Annotated in this window: 17 protein-coding genes; 7 read left to right on the top strand and 10 right to left on the bottom strand. The window is 67.0% G+C overall.

Going from position 1 to position 17,785, the window contains the following annotated elements; translation table 11 throughout:
- Position 1 precedes the first annotated feature (1 nt).
- From GTK09_RS16285 to GTK09_RS16255, 7 genes are all read left to right on the top strand, one after another.
- Positions 2 to 910, top strand: coding sequence for a DUF58 domain-containing protein (locus tag GTK09_RS16285; RefSeq protein WP_163464422.1), 909 nt, complete (start codon positions 2 to 4; stop codon positions 908 to 910).
- Positions 907 to 1,833 (top strand): nonribosomal peptide synthetase MxaA, encoded by a 927-nt coding sequence (locus GTK09_RS16280; RefSeq protein ID WP_163464420.1) that lies wholly within the window; start codon positions 907 to 909, stop codon positions 1,831 to 1,833. Before GTK09_RS16285 ends, GTK09_RS16280 begins: the two co-directional genes overlap by 4 nt.
- On the top strand, positions 1,830 to 2,858 hold the full coding sequence (locus GTK09_RS16275; protein WP_163464418.1) for a VWA domain-containing protein: 1,029 nt from the start codon (positions 1,830 to 1,832) through the stop codon (positions 2,856 to 2,858). Before GTK09_RS16280 ends, GTK09_RS16275 begins: the two co-directional genes overlap by 4 nt.
- Positions 2,855 to 3,463 (top strand): hypothetical protein, encoded by a 609-nt coding sequence (locus tag GTK09_RS16270; protein WP_163464416.1) that lies wholly within the window; start codon positions 2,855 to 2,857, stop codon positions 3,461 to 3,463. Before GTK09_RS16275 ends, GTK09_RS16270 begins: the two co-directional genes overlap by 4 nt.
- Entirely contained in the window at positions 3,460 to 4,476 is a 1,017-nt protein-coding gene (locus tag GTK09_RS16265) for a vWA domain-containing protein (RefSeq protein ID WP_163464414.1), read from the top strand. Before GTK09_RS16270 ends, GTK09_RS16265 begins: the two co-directional genes overlap by 4 nt.
- A complete protein-coding gene (locus tag GTK09_RS16260; RefSeq protein ID WP_163464412.1) occupies positions 4,473 to 5,018 on the top strand; it encodes an SRPBCC family protein in 546 nt (181 codons plus the stop codon). The genes GTK09_RS16265 and GTK09_RS16260 overlap by 4 nt, the downstream gene beginning before the upstream one ends.
- A gap of 199 nt (positions 5,019 to 5,217) precedes the next feature.
- Positions 5,218 to 5,673: a hypothetical protein gene (locus GTK09_RS16255; protein WP_163464410.1), complete on the top strand. Its 456-nt coding sequence runs from the start codon at positions 5,218 to 5,220 to the stop codon at positions 5,671 to 5,673.
- Between the two features lie 77 nt (positions 5,674 to 5,750).
- On the opposite strand, the gene gbd is transcribed toward GTK09_RS16255, so the two are convergent.
- The 10 genes from gbd to GTK09_RS16205 form a co-directional block, all read right to left on the bottom strand.
- A complete protein-coding gene (gbd, locus tag GTK09_RS16250; protein ID WP_163464408.1) occupies positions 5,751 to 6,860 on the bottom strand; it encodes a 4-hydroxybutyrate dehydrogenase in 1,110 nt (369 codons plus the stop codon).
- Positions 6,861 to 6,945: 85 nt separating this feature from the next.
- Positions 6,946 to 8,109: a fumarylacetoacetate hydrolase family protein gene (locus GTK09_RS16245; RefSeq protein WP_163464406.1), complete on the bottom strand. Its 1,164-nt coding sequence runs from the start codon at positions 8,107 to 8,109 to the stop codon at positions 6,946 to 6,948.
- Between the two features lie 222 nt (positions 8,110 to 8,331).
- Positions 8,332 to 9,330, bottom strand: a complete 999-nt coding sequence (locus tag GTK09_RS16240) for an ABC transporter permease (RefSeq protein ID WP_163464404.1) — start codon at positions 9,328 to 9,330, stop codon at positions 8,332 to 8,334.
- Positions 9,331 to 9,392: 62 nt separating this feature from the next.
- Complete coding sequence (locus GTK09_RS16235; protein ID WP_163464509.1) at positions 9,393 to 10,901, bottom strand: sugar ABC transporter ATP-binding protein; 1,509 nt, start codon at positions 10,899 to 10,901, stop codon at positions 9,393 to 9,395.
- Between the two features lie 82 nt (positions 10,902 to 10,983).
- Positions 10,984 to 12,069 (bottom strand): sugar ABC transporter substrate-binding protein, encoded by a 1,086-nt coding sequence (locus GTK09_RS16230; protein ID WP_163464402.1) that lies wholly within the window; start codon positions 12,067 to 12,069, stop codon positions 10,984 to 10,986.
- Between the two features lie 229 nt (positions 12,070 to 12,298).
- Positions 12,299 to 13,012 carry a ribose-5-phosphate isomerase RpiA gene (gene rpiA / locus GTK09_RS16225; protein ID WP_163464401.1) on the bottom strand — a complete coding sequence of 238 codons (714 nt, stop codon included), beginning with the start codon at positions 13,010 to 13,012 and terminating at the stop codon, positions 12,299 to 12,301.
- Between the two features lie 37 nt (positions 13,013 to 13,049).
- A complete protein-coding gene (locus GTK09_RS16220) occupies positions 13,050 to 13,889 on the bottom strand; it encodes a MurR/RpiR family transcriptional regulator (RefSeq protein WP_163464399.1) in 840 nt (279 codons plus the stop codon).
- The gene (gene gph / locus GTK09_RS16215; RefSeq protein WP_163464397.1) at positions 13,886 to 14,575 is read right to left on the bottom strand and encodes a phosphoglycolate phosphatase; all 690 of its coding nucleotides are present in this window, start codon (positions 14,573 to 14,575) and stop codon (positions 13,886 to 13,888) included. The genes GTK09_RS16220 and gph overlap by 4 nt, the downstream gene beginning before the upstream one ends.
- Positions 14,572 to 16,122, bottom strand: a complete 1,551-nt coding sequence (gene xylB, locus GTK09_RS16210; protein ID WP_163464395.1) for a xylulokinase — start codon at positions 16,120 to 16,122, stop codon at positions 14,572 to 14,574. Before xylB ends, gph begins: the two co-directional genes overlap by 4 nt.
- Complete coding sequence (locus GTK09_RS16205) at positions 16,122 to 17,576, bottom strand: NAD-dependent succinate-semialdehyde dehydrogenase (protein WP_163464393.1); 1,455 nt, start codon at positions 17,574 to 17,576, stop codon at positions 16,122 to 16,124. The genes xylB and GTK09_RS16205 overlap by 1 nt, the downstream gene beginning before the upstream one ends.
- Positions 17,577 to 17,785 lie beyond the last annotated feature (209 nt).

The raw sequence follows: 17,785 nt of genomic DNA, 5'->3' as shown, positions 1-17,785 counted from the left end.
CATGGTTTCGCCAAGGCCCGCCGGCTCGCAGGGATACGTCACCGAAGCCGAGATCGAGCGATTTTCGCATCTCGCCTATGCGATCCGCCACCGCGTCGCCTCGCCGCGGCCGGGCAATCATGCCAGCAGAAGCCCAGGCCCCACCGGGCGCTTCGTCGGCCTGCGCGCGATGGGCGACCAGGCTGATCTTCGCCGCCTCGACCTTCGGGCTTCGCTGACCGATCCGTTCGGGCTCCTGTGGATCAGGCAGCATGTCCAGGACGCCTCGGGCACGGTGACGATCCTCGTCGATCTTTCGGGATCCATGGGGTTTCGCGGCAGCGTCGACCGCCATGCGGTCGCCGTCTCGCTCGCCGCCGGTCTGGCTCGCGCGGTCCTGCGCAGCGGCGACCGGGTGAGCGCCTTCGCGGCGCAAGGCGACCTCGGCGCTTCGGCGCTCGTCTTGCCGACGCGGCGGGCCTCGGCCCCTGCCGAAATCGCTTCGGCGCTCGCCGGCATGGCCCCCGAGGGGCGAGGATCGGACGGCTTGCTCGAAGCCGCGCGGGCACTTCCGGCACGACCCGGCCTCGTCTTCCTCATCTCCGACTTCCAGTGGCCGCTGCGCGAAGTCGAGACGCTGCTTTCGGCACTGGCGCCGCACGACGTTCGTCCGATCGTCCTCGGCGATCCGGCCGCCGATCGACCCGACGGGCGCTTCGGGCTCGCCCATCTTCGCGACCTCGAGACCGGCCGTCGTGGCATCGCCTTGATGCGCAAGGCATTGGTCGAAGCTTGGGAACGCCGCGCCACGGACCATCGCGCCGGGCTCGAAGCGCTGTTCGCGCGGACGGGATGCCTGCCCGTCTTCGTCGACGGCCAGATCGATCCCGCCGATCTGTTCGCGGGCCTGATGGCAGGCGGGCGGACATGAGCCGGGCAAGGCTCCCCGCAGCCGCCATTGCCCTGGCTGCCTTCCTCCTCGGCGGCACGGTCGGCGCTATGGGCGCGGAGATCACCCTTCGGGCCCATCCGCCCCGGGAGGTCGGCTGGTTCACCGGCGACGTCCTGGTCTGGCGCGGTGAACTCTCGGTGCCGGCCGGGCGGGAACTCGATCCCGCCTCGCTGCCGCAGACGGGACCGATCGACGAATTCACCGAACTCCGGTCGATTTCGGTCGAGAGCAAGGAGATCGAGGCCGGGAAGCGCTACGACCTGACGCTCGCCTATCAGAGCTTCTACGTGCCGCTGGAGCCCAAGGAGATCTCGATCCCGGGCACCACCTTGGCCTTCCACGCCGCGGCCGGATCGGAGGCAGCGAGCGAACTCGTCACCCTTCCCGCCTGGACCATCGTCCTGTCGCCGCTGCGCCCGATCCTCGCCCGTTCGAGCCCCGCGGGGATGAAGCCCGACAAGCCGCTCGCGGTCATCGACACGGTCCGGCGGCAATGGACCGTTGCCGCTGCTTGGGGGGCGGTCGCCGTCCTGGCGCTGGCTTTCGCATGGTATCGCGGCTGGGGACCGTTCGGGCTCCGCCCCTCGCGCCCGCTGGCAAGTGCGCTGCGGGTGATCCGGACGAAGCGGCCCACAATGGACTACGGAGCCCGCCTCCTCGCCCTGCATCGCGGGCTCGACGCGGCCTTCGGCCGCCGCGTCGTGGCGGACGATCTCGGCGAATGCCTGGCGGCGCGGCCACGCTTTGCCGCAGCGCGCCAGGATCTCGAGACCTTCTTCTCGGCCTCGCGCGGCTTCTTCTTCGACGGCGACGCCGAGAAGGCCGAAGCCCGGCTCCCGGCCGCTGCATTAGTCCAGGTGGCGCGCCGTCTCGCGGCCATCGAACGGGCGGGGGCCCGATGATCGCCTTCGACAATCCGCTCTGGCTCCTCGGCCTGCCGCTGGCGGCGCTGCCCTTCGTGGCACCGGTGCTGGCGCCCGTCGGCCATCCGCGCCGCGCCCTCGCCCCGCTGGACACCCCCTCGAAGGTGGTCTCCATCCTTCTGCCGCTTCTGGGAGCCGTCGCCGTCACGCTGCTCCTTCTCGGTCTCGCCGGCCTTCACCGGACGGACCAGACGATCACCCGGGAAGGCCGCGGCGCCCAGCTGATGCTGCTGATCGACCGCTCGTCCTCGATGGACAACAGCTTTGCCGGCCGCAGGCCGGACGGGGCCGAGGAATCCAAGGCCATGGCGGCGCGCCGGCTTCTGTCCGACTTCGTCGACAGGCGGCCGCACGACCGTCTCGGCGTTGCGATGTTCTCGACCTCGCCGATGCTCGCCGTGCCGCTGACCGATCACCGGACGATCGTCAAGGCGGCGATCGCCACGATGGGCGAGCACGGCCTCGCCCAGACCAATGTCGGACGCGGCCTGGCGCTGGCCATCGGCGCCTTCGACGGCGCCACCGCGAAGGCCTCGCGCGCCGTCATCCTGGTCTCCGACGGAGCGGGCGTGATCAGCCGCGAGGTGCAGGCCAATCTCCGCGATCTTGTCGGCCGCGAGCCGGTCAACCTCTACTGGCTGTTCCTGCGCACGGAGGGAGCCAAGAGCATCTTCGAGGTGCCGACTTCGGGTGAACGGGACACGCCGCAGGCCCGCCCCGAGCGGCACCTGCATCTCTTCCTGCAGAGCCTCGGCGTGCCCTATCGCGCCTTCGAGGCCGAAAATTCCGAAGCGGTGGAAGCGGCCATCGACGAGATCGACACGCTCGAGGCGCGACCGATCCTTTACGAGGAGCCCGTTCCCCGGCTGGACCTGGACGGGTTTCTCAATGCTGGCGCCGCCCTGTCGATCCTGCTCCTGGTTCTTGCCAAGCTCGCCCAGAGGGACCGCCTCACCTCAGCACGGATGCTCGCGCCGATCCGACCGGCGGAGCAGGCCCGATGAAGCCGGCGCGGACGAACGAGGCTCGGCACCAGCGAGCGGCAGCGCGCGTTCCACGGGATGGGCTGATCACCGCGGCCTTCGTCGCCCTCCTGGTGGCGATCGGCGCCTTCGCCGTCCACCAGTCGTTCGAACTTCGTCGGGCCCTGGCAGACAACGACGCCATCCGCGCCCTCGCCCTGGGCCAGTCCGTGCCGCTTCGCGACGGTGCCCCCGGCCCTCTCCTCCTCGCGGCGGCGGCGCAGGTGCTCTCCCGCGACGATCTCACGGCGGCGGAAGCCCTGGCGCCCCGCATCCAGACGGCGGGCGATGCGAAGGTCCAGGCCGCCTTCCTCTACGCTCTCGCCAATGCCCGCATGCGAGCGGGCTTCGAGCTGATCGAGGCCAACGACATCGACGAGGCGACGGTGACGATCCGCCTCGCCCAGGAGGACTATCGCCGGGCGATGCGGCTCGACCCGGAGGATTTCGACGTCAAGGTCAACTTCGATCTCGCCAGCCGCCTCGTGCGCGTCTTCCCGCGGCCGGCGATCGAGCGGGAGGAGGAAGGCAAGCGGCCGCGCGACGTCTGGACGGACCTGCCCGGTGTGCCGCGAGGTTTGCCATGAGGACCGCGAGCACCGATCGACGGCAGATCGACCCCGCGCTGTGGCTGCTTCTCGGTGCACTCGGATTCGCCCTTCTAGCCGCGCTCGGGCTTGCGACGCAGGAGGAGCGCCGCGTCCGCAACCTCTTCGTCGTCGTCGATCTGACCCGCAGCATGACGGCGCGCGACTATGGCAAGGGAGCCAAGGTCCGCAGCCGCCTCGACGAGGCCAAGTGGGTGGTGACGGAAATTGCCCGAAAGCTGCCCTGCGGCTCCCGGATCGGCCTCGGCCTGTTCACCGAAAGGCGCTCCTTTCCGCTGATCGAGCCGGTGGAGGTCTGCGAGAACTTTCCGCCCTTTGCCGATGCGGTCGCCGCGCTGAACTGGCGCATGGCATGGGAGGGCGACAGCCGCGTCGTGCGCGGCCTCTCCTCGGCGCAGGAGCTGGTGACAAGGCTCGGGGCCGACCTCGTTTTCGTCACCGACGGCCACGAGGCGCCGCCGCTGCCGGTCGCCGGCCGCAGGCGGGCCGAGAATCCCGATAGGACTGCCGGGGTGATCCTCGGGGCGGGAGGCGCAAAGCTCGTTCCCATCCCGAAATACGACGAATCCGGCCGGGCGATCGGCTTCTACAGCCTGCCCGACATCGCCGCAGGCGCCCGCGTCAGCATCGCCACGCCGGGCAGCACGGGCGGCGAATACCATCCGCGCAACAATCCTGTCGGCAATCTCGCCGCCACCTCGACCGAGCATCTGACGCAGGTCCGCGAGGGCTATCTGCGAGAAATCGCCGCCGAGGCCGGTCTCGGCTACGCCCCGCTCGGCGACTTGCCTGCGATCGAGGCGGCGCTCGAAAGCCATACCGGCACCAATGTTCTCAAGGCACCGCGCAGCCTCTCGCCGGTCTTCGCGGCAGCGGCACTGATCTTCCTGATCGCGGCCCATGGCGCCAACCACCTGTTCGTCTGGCGGCGCGCAGTCGCAAGCCCGCGAGGCGATCGAAACCACCCGAGAAATGGAGCTTTCCGACGATGACACTCTCGCGACGCAAGATCATCGGCGGCCTCATGACCGCCAGCCTATTTCTCGCGCCCGTCCAGGCACTGGCGCACGGGCCGACACCCCACAAGACGGACGAGACCGTCGTCATTGATGCGCCCTTCGACGCCGTCTGGGACGTCGTCGCCGACTTCGGCTCGATCGCCAAGTGGCATCCGGCGGTGCGGGCGATGAGCCTTGGCGAAGACGGCAAGACGCGCAGGCTGACGCTGGAAGGCGGCGACATCACTGAATCCCTCGACGTCGTCTCGAAGGAGCGGGGCGTCGTCGCCTGGCGGATGGACGAGCCGAACCCCGCCGCGTTGGCGGTGAGCTCGTTCAACGACAAGCTGAGGATCACGGCCGAGGACGACACCCATACGTCGGTGCAGTGGATCGGTCGCTTCTACCGCGCCGACACGAGCAATTTTCCGGCGGAGGGACAGACCGACGAGGCCGCGGTCGCCGACATGTCGCGCCATGTGAAGACGGGGCTCGACGGGCTCAAGCGCTTCATCGAGGAAAGCCGAACGCAATGATGGCAACGCCGCAGGGATCGGCCTGCGGCAGGGCGGAGCATGCCGCCCTTGCCGGAGTGCTACCACAAACGCAGCTTCCCGACCGAACGCGGACGGCCGCGACCGCTGGCGCCGGCTGTGACACTGCCGGCATAATTCGACGATCCGGCAAGACGGCTTTTCACGAAGAGCGGCTTCCACAAAGAAGGGGAATGGCACGATGACGTGCGAACGAACCGTGGTCGCGCTGGCGGCCTCGATACTGGCCATGGCCCCCGCTCCCCTCGCGGCGCAACCGGCCGGCGGGACGCCGCCGGAAGACATTGCGATCACGGTCAGCCGCTCCGCTGACGGGATCGCGCTTTCCGAGGACGCGATCACCCTGGCGGTGGGAAAATACTACCGGCTCGGCTTCGCGTGCACATCGAGCGATGCCGGCGATCCGTCCTTCAGCTTCGACACGACCCCACTGCTGCGGGACGTGCATCTGCGGGTGCTGACCGTCGATGCCATCGAGGTCTATCTGCAGGGGCTGTCCTTCCGTGCGCTCCAATGCGAGGGCGCGGGTTCTGTCAGGTTCAGCTTCTACCCGATGCGCGCCGGGAACTACGCGGTGCCCATCACCGACCAGACCGACGACGCAGTGAAAACCTCGTTGCGGGTGACGGTGGAGTGACGGGAAGGCAGGCGGCCCGTCGCAGTGACGGGCTCCAAGCCCCCCAATTGCCGCGCCGGCGCGGCGATGACGCTCCGTCAGGCCGTGCGACGAAGGATCTCGAGATAGTCTTCGCGGCTGGCCCGCCGCGGATTGGTCGCGTGACAGTGATCCTTCAGAGCGGCGTTGGCCACCTCCTCCATCATCGCCTCAGTGACACCCATCGACGCAAGGCCCGAGGGCATGCCGATCCGCACGTTGAGCGCCTCTACGACCTTGTCCGGCTCGCCGCCCATGCGTTTGGCGAGGACGTCCCACTTCTCGCCGATGCTGTCGCGGTTGAACCGCAGCACCTCAGGCATGAGCACGGCATTCAGCGTGCCATGGTGGAGGTTGAGCTCGCGGATCGCCCCCAGGGGATGGGTCAGCGCGTGAACGGCGCCGAGACCCTTCTGAAACGCCATCGCGCCTTCCAGCGCGCAGACCATCATGTCGCGCCGCGCAGCGACGTCGGAGCCGTCGGCGACCGCCCGCTCGATGGCCCTGAGGCCGCAATCGAGCCCATGCAGCGCGATCGCTTCGGCCGGCGGATTGAAGGCCGGCGCCATGTAGGTTTCGAGGCAGTGTGAAATGGCGTCCATGCCGGTGGCGGCCGTCAGCTTCGCGGGCAGCCCGTAGGTCAGCTCCGGATCGCAGAGCGCGATGGTCGGCAGGTTGTGCGGCGACAGGATGCCGAGCTTGCGGCCGTCCGCCGTAATGATCACGGATGCACGACCGACCTCCGAACCGGTTCCGGCGGTGGTCGGGATGGCGATCAGCGGCGCGATCCGGCCATGGATCTTTCCCGCGCCTCCGTTGACGGCGGCATATTGGCCCAGCGGCGGCTCGTGGCCGGTGAGAATGCGGACAGCCTTGGCGAGATCCAGCGAAGAGCCGCCGCCGAGGCCGACGATGCCGTCGCATTCCTTGGAGCGATACAACTCCAGCGCCGCCATCACCGCATCTTCGGTGGGATTGGCGGGCGTGCCGTCGAAGATCACCGCATCGGCCAAACCGGCGGTGACCCGCTCGACGAGGCCCGTCGTCACCAGCCCCCGGTCCGTGCAGACGAGCGGGCGCTTTACGCCGAGCTCCGCAAGAAGATCGCCGAGGCGGGAAATCTCGCCTTCACCGAACTCGATTCGCGTCAGATATGAGATCAGCGCCATGGGGCACCCGCCATGCCGAAACGATTGAGCGTCCGCATCAGTCCCTCCCTGTCACACATATCGTGACGCATATGATCAGGCGACGCTAGGCCCGCGCCGAAGGCCCGCCGATGAGGCGTCGCGCGGCGAGATTGCGCATCAGGGCGCGCGCGCCGAAGGTCCAGGGCGGACACTCCGTCGACAGGGCGACAGTGTTTTCAAGACAGCCGAGCTTCGGGGCTGCGATCCGGACGACGTCGCCGACCTTGTGCGTGAAGCCCTCGCCCGGATGGTCGCGATCCTGCGTCGGCGCGAAGAGCGTGCCGAGAAACAGCATGAAGCCATCCGGATACTGGTGATGGCGCCCGACGGTCTGGCTCACCAGATCCTCCGGATCGCGGCTGATCTGGCTCATCGAGGAATGCCCATCGAGACGAAAGCCTTCCGGCCCGTCGATCGTCAAAGTGAGTTCGGCCCGGCGGACGTCGTCGAGCGTGAAGCCGTCGTCGAACAGCCGGATCATCGGCCCGATCGCCGTCGAGGCATTGTTGTCCTTGGCTTTCGAGAGGAGCAGGGCCGAACGACCCTCGAAATCACGCAGATTGACGTCGTTGCCGAGGGTGGCGCCGAGGATGCGCCCCGCCGACGAGACGGCGAGGACGATCTCCGGCTCGGGATTGTTCCAGTTGGAGCGCGGATGGAGGCCCACCTTGCTGCCCGTCCCGACCGCCGCCATCGGCTGGCATTTCGAGAAGACCTCGGCATCCGGGCCGATCCCGACCTCGAGATACTGGCTCCACAGCCCTTCCTCGATCAGCGCCGCCTTGGCGCGCTCGGCCTCGGGCGACCCGGCGCGGATGTCGCGCAGGCTCTCGCCGATGGCAGCGCCGATGCGGCCGCGGATCGCCTCGGCGCGCGAGGGGTCTCCGCTGGCTTTCTCCTCGATCACCCGCTCGATCATCGAACTGGCGAAGGTGACGCCGCAAGCCTTCACCGCCTGCAGATCGCAGGGCGCCAGAAGATAGGGCTTGCTGCCCGAGCGATCGGTTTCCGCGGCGATCTCCGCCAGGGCGCCGAGATCCCTGCCGACGGCTGTGCGGACATAGGACGCCGGATCGGCCATTTCGCAGATGTCGCTGACGGTCGGTGCCGTGGATGAAGTGATGTCGACGAGCCGTCCGTCGCGCAAGGTGACGACGGCCGGGCCGTTCGCTTCGGGCGAAAAGGCGCGGCCGAGATACAGCCCCGAAGGCTCATCGATGACAGACATGGCGTTCCCTGTATGCAGTGTCGTGAACGGAACCACAGAAAGCGCGGTCGCGCCCGGGGGCAAGGCCGAACTGGCATCTATCCCCAGCGTCGCTTGCTATCAGCGTCGGAAAAACGGGCGACGCCGCGGTCGCGCCCTGACGCGCCGCGGCGAAGAAGCCCCCCGGCCCCGGACACGACCCGCTCGTGGGGGGCACCGAGCCACGGTCGGGAGCCGGATCCGCTATTGGAAATAGCGCACCCGGATGGCGTCGATGGCCACGGCGATGAAGATCATCACGCCGCCGATCATGCCGACATAGAAGGACGGGACGGCGATGATCGCAAGGCCGACCTGGATGACGGTGAGCAGCATGACACCGCCGAACACGCCGACCACGTTGCCGCGCCCGCCGAAGACGCTGACGCCACCGATGATGGGCGCCGCGATGGCATAGAGCAGGAAGCTGCTGCCTTGGTTCGAGGTGATCGCCATCTGCCATGAGGCCAGCAGGAAGCCGCCGATCCCGGCGAGGAAGCCGGCGATCGTGAAGGCGACGATCTTGGTGCGATCGACGCGGATGCCGGCGGAATTGGCCGCGGCGGCATTGCCGCCGACCGCGTAGATGCTGCGACCGAGGACGGTGCGCCGCAGGAGGACGGCCATGAAGATCAGCGCCACGACGAAGACCAGCGGCATGATCGGCCAGCCGTCGATCGTCGCCTGGCCGATCCAGGTGTAGCCCTCCGGCAGGCTGGTGATGGTCTTGCCCTGGGTGAGCGCCAGAAGCGCGCCCTGCAGGATGATCATCATCGACAGGGTCTGGATCAGCGAGACCATGCGCAGCCGGGTGATGCACAGCCCGTTGAAGAAGCCGATCGCCGTCGCGACGGCGATGCCGAACAGGGCGCCCAGCCACCACGGCGCGCCGTAGTCGGTGACGGCCAGCGCCCCGACGGCGGAGGAGAAACCGAGATTGGCCGGGATCGACAGGTCGATCTCGGCGACGAGCAGCGGCAGGGCGACGGCAGTGGCCAGCATGCCGAGCACGGTCGCCTGGACCATGATGTTCTGGAAATTGAAGACGGTGAAGAAGAACGAGTTGAACAGGCCGAAGAACACCACGAGGATGGCCAGCCAGATCCACACGACATTGTGCAGAACCCAGCCGACGATCGCCCGATTGGAGGTGCCGCTGCGCGGTCTGGGCGCCGCCTCCGCCTTGATCGAAACGTTGCTCATGATCGAACTCCTGGATGGTGCCGGCGTGGCGCTGAGGGCCTCGAGCCGTATTCTACGCCGCGTCAGCCGCTGATTTGCCGGAGGCGGTCCTTGCTGATCGCCTCCCCCGTCAGCTCCCCGACGATGCTTCCGGCCGAGAACACGCAGACGCGATCGACCAGGCGGATCATCTCGTCGGAGTCGGTGGTCACGACGATCACGGCGACGCCCTGTCCGCTCAATTCGTCGATGATCCGGTGAACGTCCTGCTTGACGCCGACGTCGATGCCGCGCGTCGGCTCGTCTAGGATCAAGAGTTTCGGCTCCGTCGCCAAGACGCGCCCGAGACAGACCTTCTGCTGGTTGCCGCCGCTGAGCGTGTCGATGGCGACCTCGGGGTTCGGCGCCTTGACGCCCATGCCGGCGAAGTAGCGCGAAATGATCTCCCGCTCCGCCTCCACGTCGACGAAGCCCCGGCGAGAGAGCGCCGGCAGCGAGGACAGGGACATGTTCGCGCCGATCGACAGATGCCCCACCAGACCGTCCTTGCGGCGGTCGTCGGAGAGAAACGCGATGCCTCGCCGATAGGCCTCGAAGGGATGGCCGGGAAGCTTCACGGCCGGCGAATTGGGCTCCAGCCGCATCGTGCCATCCTTCGCATGGACCAGCCCGAACAGGCAGCGCGCGAACTCCTTGGCGCCGGCGCCGGGCAGGCCTGCGAAGCCGACGATCTCGCCGGGATGAATGCGAAAGGCGTCGACGGCGACGTTGCGGGCGCGAACGCCTTCGACGACGATCGCCGCCTCATCCGCGCCAAAGGTACGGCGCTGGCGCTGGAACAGCGAAAGGCCGCGGCCAAGCACGAGTTCGGACAGCATGTCGGAGGTCATCTCGCCGACGTCGTCGGAGCCCCCCGCGAGCTCCCCGTCCCGCAACACGCTCACGGCGTCGCAGATCTCGAGGATCTCGTCGTTGTAGTGCGAGATGAAGATGAAGGTGACGCCTTCGGCCTTGAGGCGGCGCATGAAGGCGAAGAGCTGCTGACGCGCCTCGACGTCGAGCGAGGCGGTCGGCTCGTCGAGGATGACGACCCTGCCGCCGCTGAACATCGCCCGAAGGATGTTCAGCTTGCGGCGCGCCACGGCGTCCAGCGTTCCGGCCCTTTGGCCCGGATCGATGTCCGTGTCCTGAAGCATCCTGGCCGCGTCCCGGCGAAGCCGTTTCCAGTCGATCAGCCAGCCCTTGCGCGGCCAGATGCCGAGAAGAAGGTTCTCCGCGACGCTCATGTGATCGATGATCATCGGCTCCTGGGTCACCAGGAAGACGCCGGCCTTCTCCATTTCCTTGACGTCGTGGCCCTGCACCTCGATCCCGTTCAGGGTGATGGTGCCGCTGGTCGGCTGCCGTTGGCCCGAGATCATGCCCACCAGCGTGCTCTTGCCGGCGCCGTTCTCGCCCAGCAGGCCGTGGATCGAGCCGCGGCGGACCGAGAGGCTGACGGATTTGAGGGCGGAAAACCGTCCGTAGGTCTTGGTGAGATTGGCAATGCGCAGGATATCGGCGTCAGCCGTCCCGGCATTGCCGACTGTCATATGCTGCACCCGGCTCTCCCTGGCTCATCCTCGCGCATCGAGGCATGCGGGCCCTCGCCCGCATGCCCGGGACGCATCGGGCCTATTTGTAGGCGATACCCCATTCCTGCTCGGCGATGTTGCCCCAGTGGCGCTTGTCCTCGGCGTTCGAGGCATCGATGACGAAGGGCGGAATGATCAAGGCGGGGCCGGTCTTGGAATCGACGATTTCGCCCTTTTCCCAGAAGTACTTGTCGTTCTCGTAGGCGCCGAGCGGAACGGCCTCGCCCTTCATCGCATGCTTCTCGAGCATGTCGACGGCGATCTGGCCGTAGGCGATCGGATCCTGCGAGACGCAGGCATCCATGTAGCCTTCCTTGATCAGCTGCAGCGCGATCGGCTCGCCGTCGATGTTGATGAAGATGACATGGCCCTCCTCACCGACCTTCTTCCAGCGGTCGCGCTGCTGCAGCGCGGTGGCGATGCCGCGGGCCGGGCTGTCGCTCGGCGCATGGACGGCGTCGAGATCCGGATATTCCGACAGCGTGGACAGCGTCACCGACAGCATCAGGTCGAGCTGGCCTTCGGTCGGCCGGCTGAGCAGCTTGATGTCGGGATGCTTGGCCATCTCGGCCTCGAAGCCCTCCTTGCGGAGGCGCCAGGCGACGCTCTGCAGGGCGCCGAAACAGTTGAGCACCGTGCCCTTCTTGGAGCCGTACTTCTTTTCCAGCCGCTTGATGATCTCCTGGGCGGCCATGACGCCGCCCTGGTAGTTGTCGAAGGAGACGGTGATCGCCACGTCGCCGCCGTCGGCGGGCGTATCGATGATGGCGACCGGCACCTTGCGCTGGTTGTAGCGGGCGATCGACGAGGCGATCGCCTGGCTGTCGATCGGGTCACAGACGATCGCCGAGGGCTGGCTCAGAAGCAGGCTCTGCCACTGCTCGAGCTGGCGGGTGTTGTCGAAATTGGCGTTGGTGGCCTGGAACTCCCACTCGCGCCCCTCGACGGCGCGCCGCACCGCCTCTTCCTGGATGACGAAGAAATAGTAGTCGAGGCTCTTGTTGCTGAACGGCACGAAGACGCGGTCGGCGGCCTTGGCAAAGCCCGGCATGCCGAGGCTGGCGGCGCCGAGGGCGAGCCCGCCCCTCAGGACGGAACGGCGTGAGACGTCGAATTTCTTGAACATTTTATCCTCCCAGATGTGGTTCGATGTGAATGTAGTTTTACTAGTACGTTTTACATCACGGGGCCTGTCCGCCGTCAAGGCGACTCATCAACCCAACCCGACATTTCGGCGATTTTCTTCAGTTATTTCAGTGTATCAACGACTGGAGACAACCGTCCGGGGCCCACGCGGGCGAACGATCTCATTCGCTCACTCGCGTCGCATCTTGTAAAACTAGATTTACTCCAGTTCAGTTCGCCGATCGCTCGCTCACATACGCGGTTCCGTCGAAGCAGCCGACGACCATGGCGCTCGACTCGCGGGTGAAGAGACCATTCTCCACCACCCCCGGGATCATGTTCAGCGCCACCTCCAGGCCCTCGGCATCGCCGATCGACCCGCAGTGGCAGTCGATGATGAAGTTGCCGCTGTCGGTGACGACCGGCGCGCCATTCTTCATGCGTCGAACGAGCTCCGTTCCGGCAACGCCGTAGTTTGGCAAGGTGCGCCGGATGGCCCTCTCGGTCTGCTGCCAGGCATATTGGACGACCTCGACCGGCAGCGGAAAGCGACCCAGCGTGTCGACGATCTTGGTCTCGTCACAGATCGTCACCATGCGGCGGGAGGCATGCGCGACGATCTTCTCCCACAACAGGCACGCTCCGCCGCCCTTAATCATCCGGAACTGCCGGTCGATCTCGTCCGGACCGTCGATCGTCAGGTCGAGCATGTCGATGTCGTTGACGTCGGTCAGTTCGATCCCGACTTCCCGCGCCACCGCGCTCGTGCTGTTCGACGTGGTGGTGCAGGTGAGCTTCAGGCCGTCGGCGACCCTGGCGCCGAGTTCCCGCACGAAAATGTGCGACGTCGTTCCCGATCCGAGGCCGACCTTCATGCCGTCCCGTACGTAGGTGTCGATCACCTTGATGCCGGCCAGCCGCTTGGCGTCGTCTTGTGTCGTCATGTCAGATCCTTCGATCATGAGCGGCGCATCGGCCGCGTCAGAGCTTTTCGGTAAGCCAGGAGTCGAGGGCCGGCAGCTGGTCGGGAAATTCGTTGCCCGTCATCACGGCGATGGCCGTGACCAGCATGTTGACCACCAGGTGATGGTTCAGCCGCGAAGCCAGCGGCGTCAGAAGTTCGGTGTGGTCGTAGGGCGTCACCGCGATCACGTGATCGCTCACCGCCGCCAGCGGCGTGTCGCCGGCGGTGATCGACAGCACCGTCGCGCCCTTTTCCCGCGTCGCCTTGGCGAGCTCGACCATCTGCCGCGTCGCGCCGGACTGGGAGAAGATCAGGGCGAGTTCGCCGGGCCGGGCGAAACCGGCCTGGGTGCGCTGCCGTTTCTCGCCGAGGATCGCCGAGCATCGAAAGCCGAGGCGCTGGAACTTGTGCTCGGCATCGATCGCCGTCACCTCGGAAATGCCGGTGGCGTAGATCGCCAGCCAGGAGGCGGCGTGGATGGCCTTGGCCCCAGCCTCGATCTGTGCCGGAACGAGGTCTTCCAGCGCGCGCTGGATGGCGCTGAGCGAATTTTCGCAGGTCTTGCGGACGATGTTCTCGACCGTGTCGTCCGCGGTGATCTTGTCGTAGTGGAACGGCGCCCGGGGGACGATGTTCTGGGCCAGATTGACCTTGAAATCCTGATAGCCGTCGAAGCCGAAGCGCCGGCAGAAGCGGATGATGGTCGGATCGCTGACGCCGCAATCCTTGGCCAGCACCGCCATGCTCATGTGAATGACGTCGTTCGGCCTGGCATTGACTGCCTCCGCCACCCGGCGCTCGGCCGCCGCCATCTTGGGCATTTCCTCACGGATCTGGTGGAGAAGGCTCTGGATCATGCCGGCACGTCCGCCGCCTTCGCCCGGCCGAGATGAAACAGCAGATCGCGCAGCCGCGAGATCCGGGTCGCGTCGGCATCGACGACGTGCGAGCCGCCGCCCCACGGCACGATGAAGAACGGCACGCCGGCACTGCGCGCACAGGCGCTGTCGACCTCGGTGTCGCCGACATAGGCGATCTCGTCCTTGTCGAGCCCCATTGCGTCGACGACCGCGAGAAGATGCGCCGCGTCGGGCTTGCGCCGCGGCGCCGCGTCGGCGCCGATGGCGCTGTCGAAAAGCTCGGCGATGCCGAGGATGGACAGCACCGTCTGCGTCAGTCCGTGCGGCTTGTTGGTGCAGATGCCTAGCCTGAGTCCGGACGCCTTCAACGCCCTCAGGTCTTCAGCGACATGGGCGAAGAACGTCGTGTGCGTCGCTGGTGCCTCGGCGTAATTCTGCAGATAGGCATTCTTCGACGCCTCGACGAAGGCGTCGTCGGTCGGCAGGCCCTGCTCCTGCAGGATTCTCAGAAGCAGCGTCTTCGGACCATCACCGATGAAGCGTTCGACATAGTCGGTCTCGAGCGGCGCCCAGCCATGCTCGGCGAGGACGCGATTGACGGCCGCCGCGATGTCAGGCGCGCTGTCGATCAACGTTCCGTCGAGGTCGAAGACGACCGCTTTGATCTGGCCCTCGGCCGTCATGCTTGCTCCTCAGTATCGAAGATCGGATCGGCCAGCCTTCCGAAGGTGCCCTGCAGCGTCGGATAGAGCGTCCGGTAGATGCCGAACATCTCGGCGTAGACGCCCCGCTGCTTCGACGGAGACTGCCGCGACACCGGTCGGCAATGGCTGGCCGCGATGCTCGCATCCGGCCAGATGCCGACGCCGACGCCGGCGACGATGGCCGCGCCGAACGCTCCGCCCTCCGCCGCGCCCTCGGTGGTGACGACGTCGCAGCCGAAAACGTCCGCCTGGATTTGCCGCCAGAAGGGCGAGGCCGCGCCGCCGCCGGAGGCGCGGATGCAATCGGCGGCGATGCCGGCTTCGGCCATCAGGGCGTAGATGTCGCGCAGGGCGAAGACGACGCCTTCCAAGACGCTGCGGATCACGTCACTTTCGCCGTGACGCGCGGTCAGGCCGAGAAACGCCCCACGCGCATCGGGGTCGGGATAGGGACAGCGTTCGCCGTTGAGATACGGCAGGAAGATCAGCCCGCGGGACCCGGCCGTGCTGGCGGCGGCGCGCTCCATCAGGCGGTCGAAGGGGATGTCGTGCCAACCGTTCTCGGTGAGGTCGCCGAACCCCTGCGCCAGCCGCCGCAGCCAGGCGAGAGCGCCCCCGGCATTCAGCGAGACACCCATGCAGTGCCAGCGGTCCGGCGCAACGTTGCAGAAGACCTGCAGGCGGCCATCGGGATTGTCGCGCGGCGCATCGAGCGCGCAGGCGAGAATGCCCGCGGTGCCGACGGTCGTCTGCAGATCGCCGGGATCGATGACGCCCGAGCCGATGGTCTGGATGACGGAGTCGCCGCCACCGCCCACCACCGGGAGCCCTGCGGGCAGACCGAAGAAAGCGGCGGCCGAGGCCGAAACCCGGCCTGAGACCTCTTGGGATTCATGACACGCCGGCAACATCGCCGGATCGATGCACGCCGCCTCCATCACCGTCTGCGACCAAGCCCGCCGACGAACGTCGAAAAGGCCGGTGCCCGACGCGTCGGAGACCTCCGTCGCAAGCTCACCGGTCAGCCGCAGGCGCAGGTAGTCCTTGGGATTGAGCACATGGCGCAGCCGGCTATAGAGCTCCGGCTCGTGCTTGCGCATCCAGACGATCTTGCCGCCGGTGTAGCCCGGCAGCATCCGGTTGTTCGTCTCGGCGAGCAGCGCCGGCAGGCCGCCGACCGCCTCGGTCATTTCCGCGCATTCGACCGCAGTGCGCTGGTCGTTCCACAGGATCGCCGGACGCAACACCCGATGCGCCTCGTCCAGCGGCGTCAGCCCGTGCATCTGGCCGGAGAGGCCGATGGCGACGACTTCGGTCGCCGGACGCTTGGCGAGGACGCCGGAGATGGCGGCGCGCGCGCCGGTGATCCAGTCTTCCGGATCCTGCTCCGACCAGCCCGGCCGCGGCGCGCTGGCGTCGTAGGTCGCCGTGTGGGTCGCAAGGACCGTGCCGGCAGGATCGAGCAGCAGCGCTTTGCAGCCGGACGTGCCGATGTCGATGCCGAGGATCGCCGTGTCAGCCGCCATCAGGCATCCTCCGGCTCGTCGAAACAGATCCGCACATGCTTGAAGTTGAAATATTCCAGCATACCCTCGCGGCCGTGCTCATAGCCGACGCCGCTCTGCTTGCGACCACCATAAGGGGCGTTGATGATGCCGGCGTCGACGTTGTTGATCGCGACGTTGCCGTAGTCGAGCCGGGACGAGATGTAGCGCATCTCGTCCATGTGCTTGGTGTAGGCGTAGGAGGCGAGGCCGTAGGGGGTGTCGTTCGCCTTCTCGACCGCCTCGGAGAGGGTGCGGAACGGAGCGACGCCGACCAGCGGACCGAAGGTCTCCTCGGTCATCACCTGCATCTCGTGGGTGCAGTCCGCGAGAACCGTCGGGCGGAAGAAGAAGCCCTTCCTGAATTTCTCGCCCTCCGGCGGGCGACCCCCGGCCATCAGCCGCGCACCCTTCTGCAAGGCGTCGGCGAGATGGGCTTTCGTCTTTCCGAGGGGCTCGGCCGAGGCCATGGCGCCGAGATCGGCGCCCGGATCGTCGAGGCCGTTGTCGATGGTCAAGGCGTCGGCCGCCGCCGCAAGCTTCGACAGGAACGGCTCGTAGACGCTTTCGGCGACATAGATGCGATTGATGGCAATGCAGATCTGGCCCATGTTGCGGAACGAACGCCGCGCCGCGCCCTTGACCGCCGCGTCGAGATCGGCGGTGGCGGTGACGATCATCGGGCAGTTGCCGCCGAGCTCCAGGGACAGCTTCTTCACCGTCAGGCTGGATTGCTGGATCCTGAGGCCGACCGCGCCCGAGCCGGTGAAGGCGACCTTGTCGACGAGCGGGCTTTCGACGAGATGCTGGCCGACGCTCGACCCCTTGCCGGTGACCATGTTGACGACGCCGGCGGGGATGCCGGCATCATGCAGGGCGCGGGCGATCGCCAGCGGCGAGAAGGGCGTCAGTTCCGGCGGCTTGACGACGATCGTGCAGCCGGCGGCAAGCGCCCCGCCGATCTTCCAGCCGATCAGCTCGGCCGGATAGTTCCAGGGCGAGATCGCCGCGACGACGCCGATCGGCTCGCGAACGACGAGGCTCTGATAGGCGTTGCTTTCGTTCGGGATGATCTCGCCGTGAACGCGGACGCCTTCTTCCGCATAGAAGTGCAGGGTCTGGGCGAGCTTGGACACCTCGCCCCTCGCCTCGTTCAGCGGCTTGCCCTGCTCGGTCGTCATCGCCCGCGCGATGTCGTCCTTGCGCTGGTCGATCAGTTCTCCCGCCTTGTGCAGCAACTCCGCCCGCTTGAACGGAGAGAGGCCGGCCCATGCCGGAAACGCCTTGCGGGCGGCGTGGATGGCGCGATCGATCTCTTCGGTGGTGGCGTTGGTGATCGTCCCGATCGTCTCTTCGGTCGCCGGATTCTGCACCTGAAGGACGTCGCCGGTGCCCGGCACCCACTCGCCGCCGATCAGCATTTCGCTCTCGAACATCCGTTCGCCCTTCCGTCACGGCCGCTCATCGCCGCAGCGCCTGCGCGCCCTGTCATCATCGTGGCGGCATAGCTAAACTAGATCTGCGTCGAACGGAAGGCTGAAATTTGTGGAAATCCTTCAGTGGGGACTCGTAGCGCAATCCATCCCGGAATGTGGCGCAGCCCGGTCATCGGTCGATTTGAATGGAAGAAATATCCGTCAAATTA

Source organism: Jiella pacifica (assembly GCF_010500815.1).
Taxonomy (GTDB): domain Bacteria; phylum Pseudomonadota; class Alphaproteobacteria; order Rhizobiales; family Rhizobiaceae; genus Jiella; species Jiella pacifica.
This window is presented reverse-complemented; position numbering and strand designations above follow the sequence as displayed.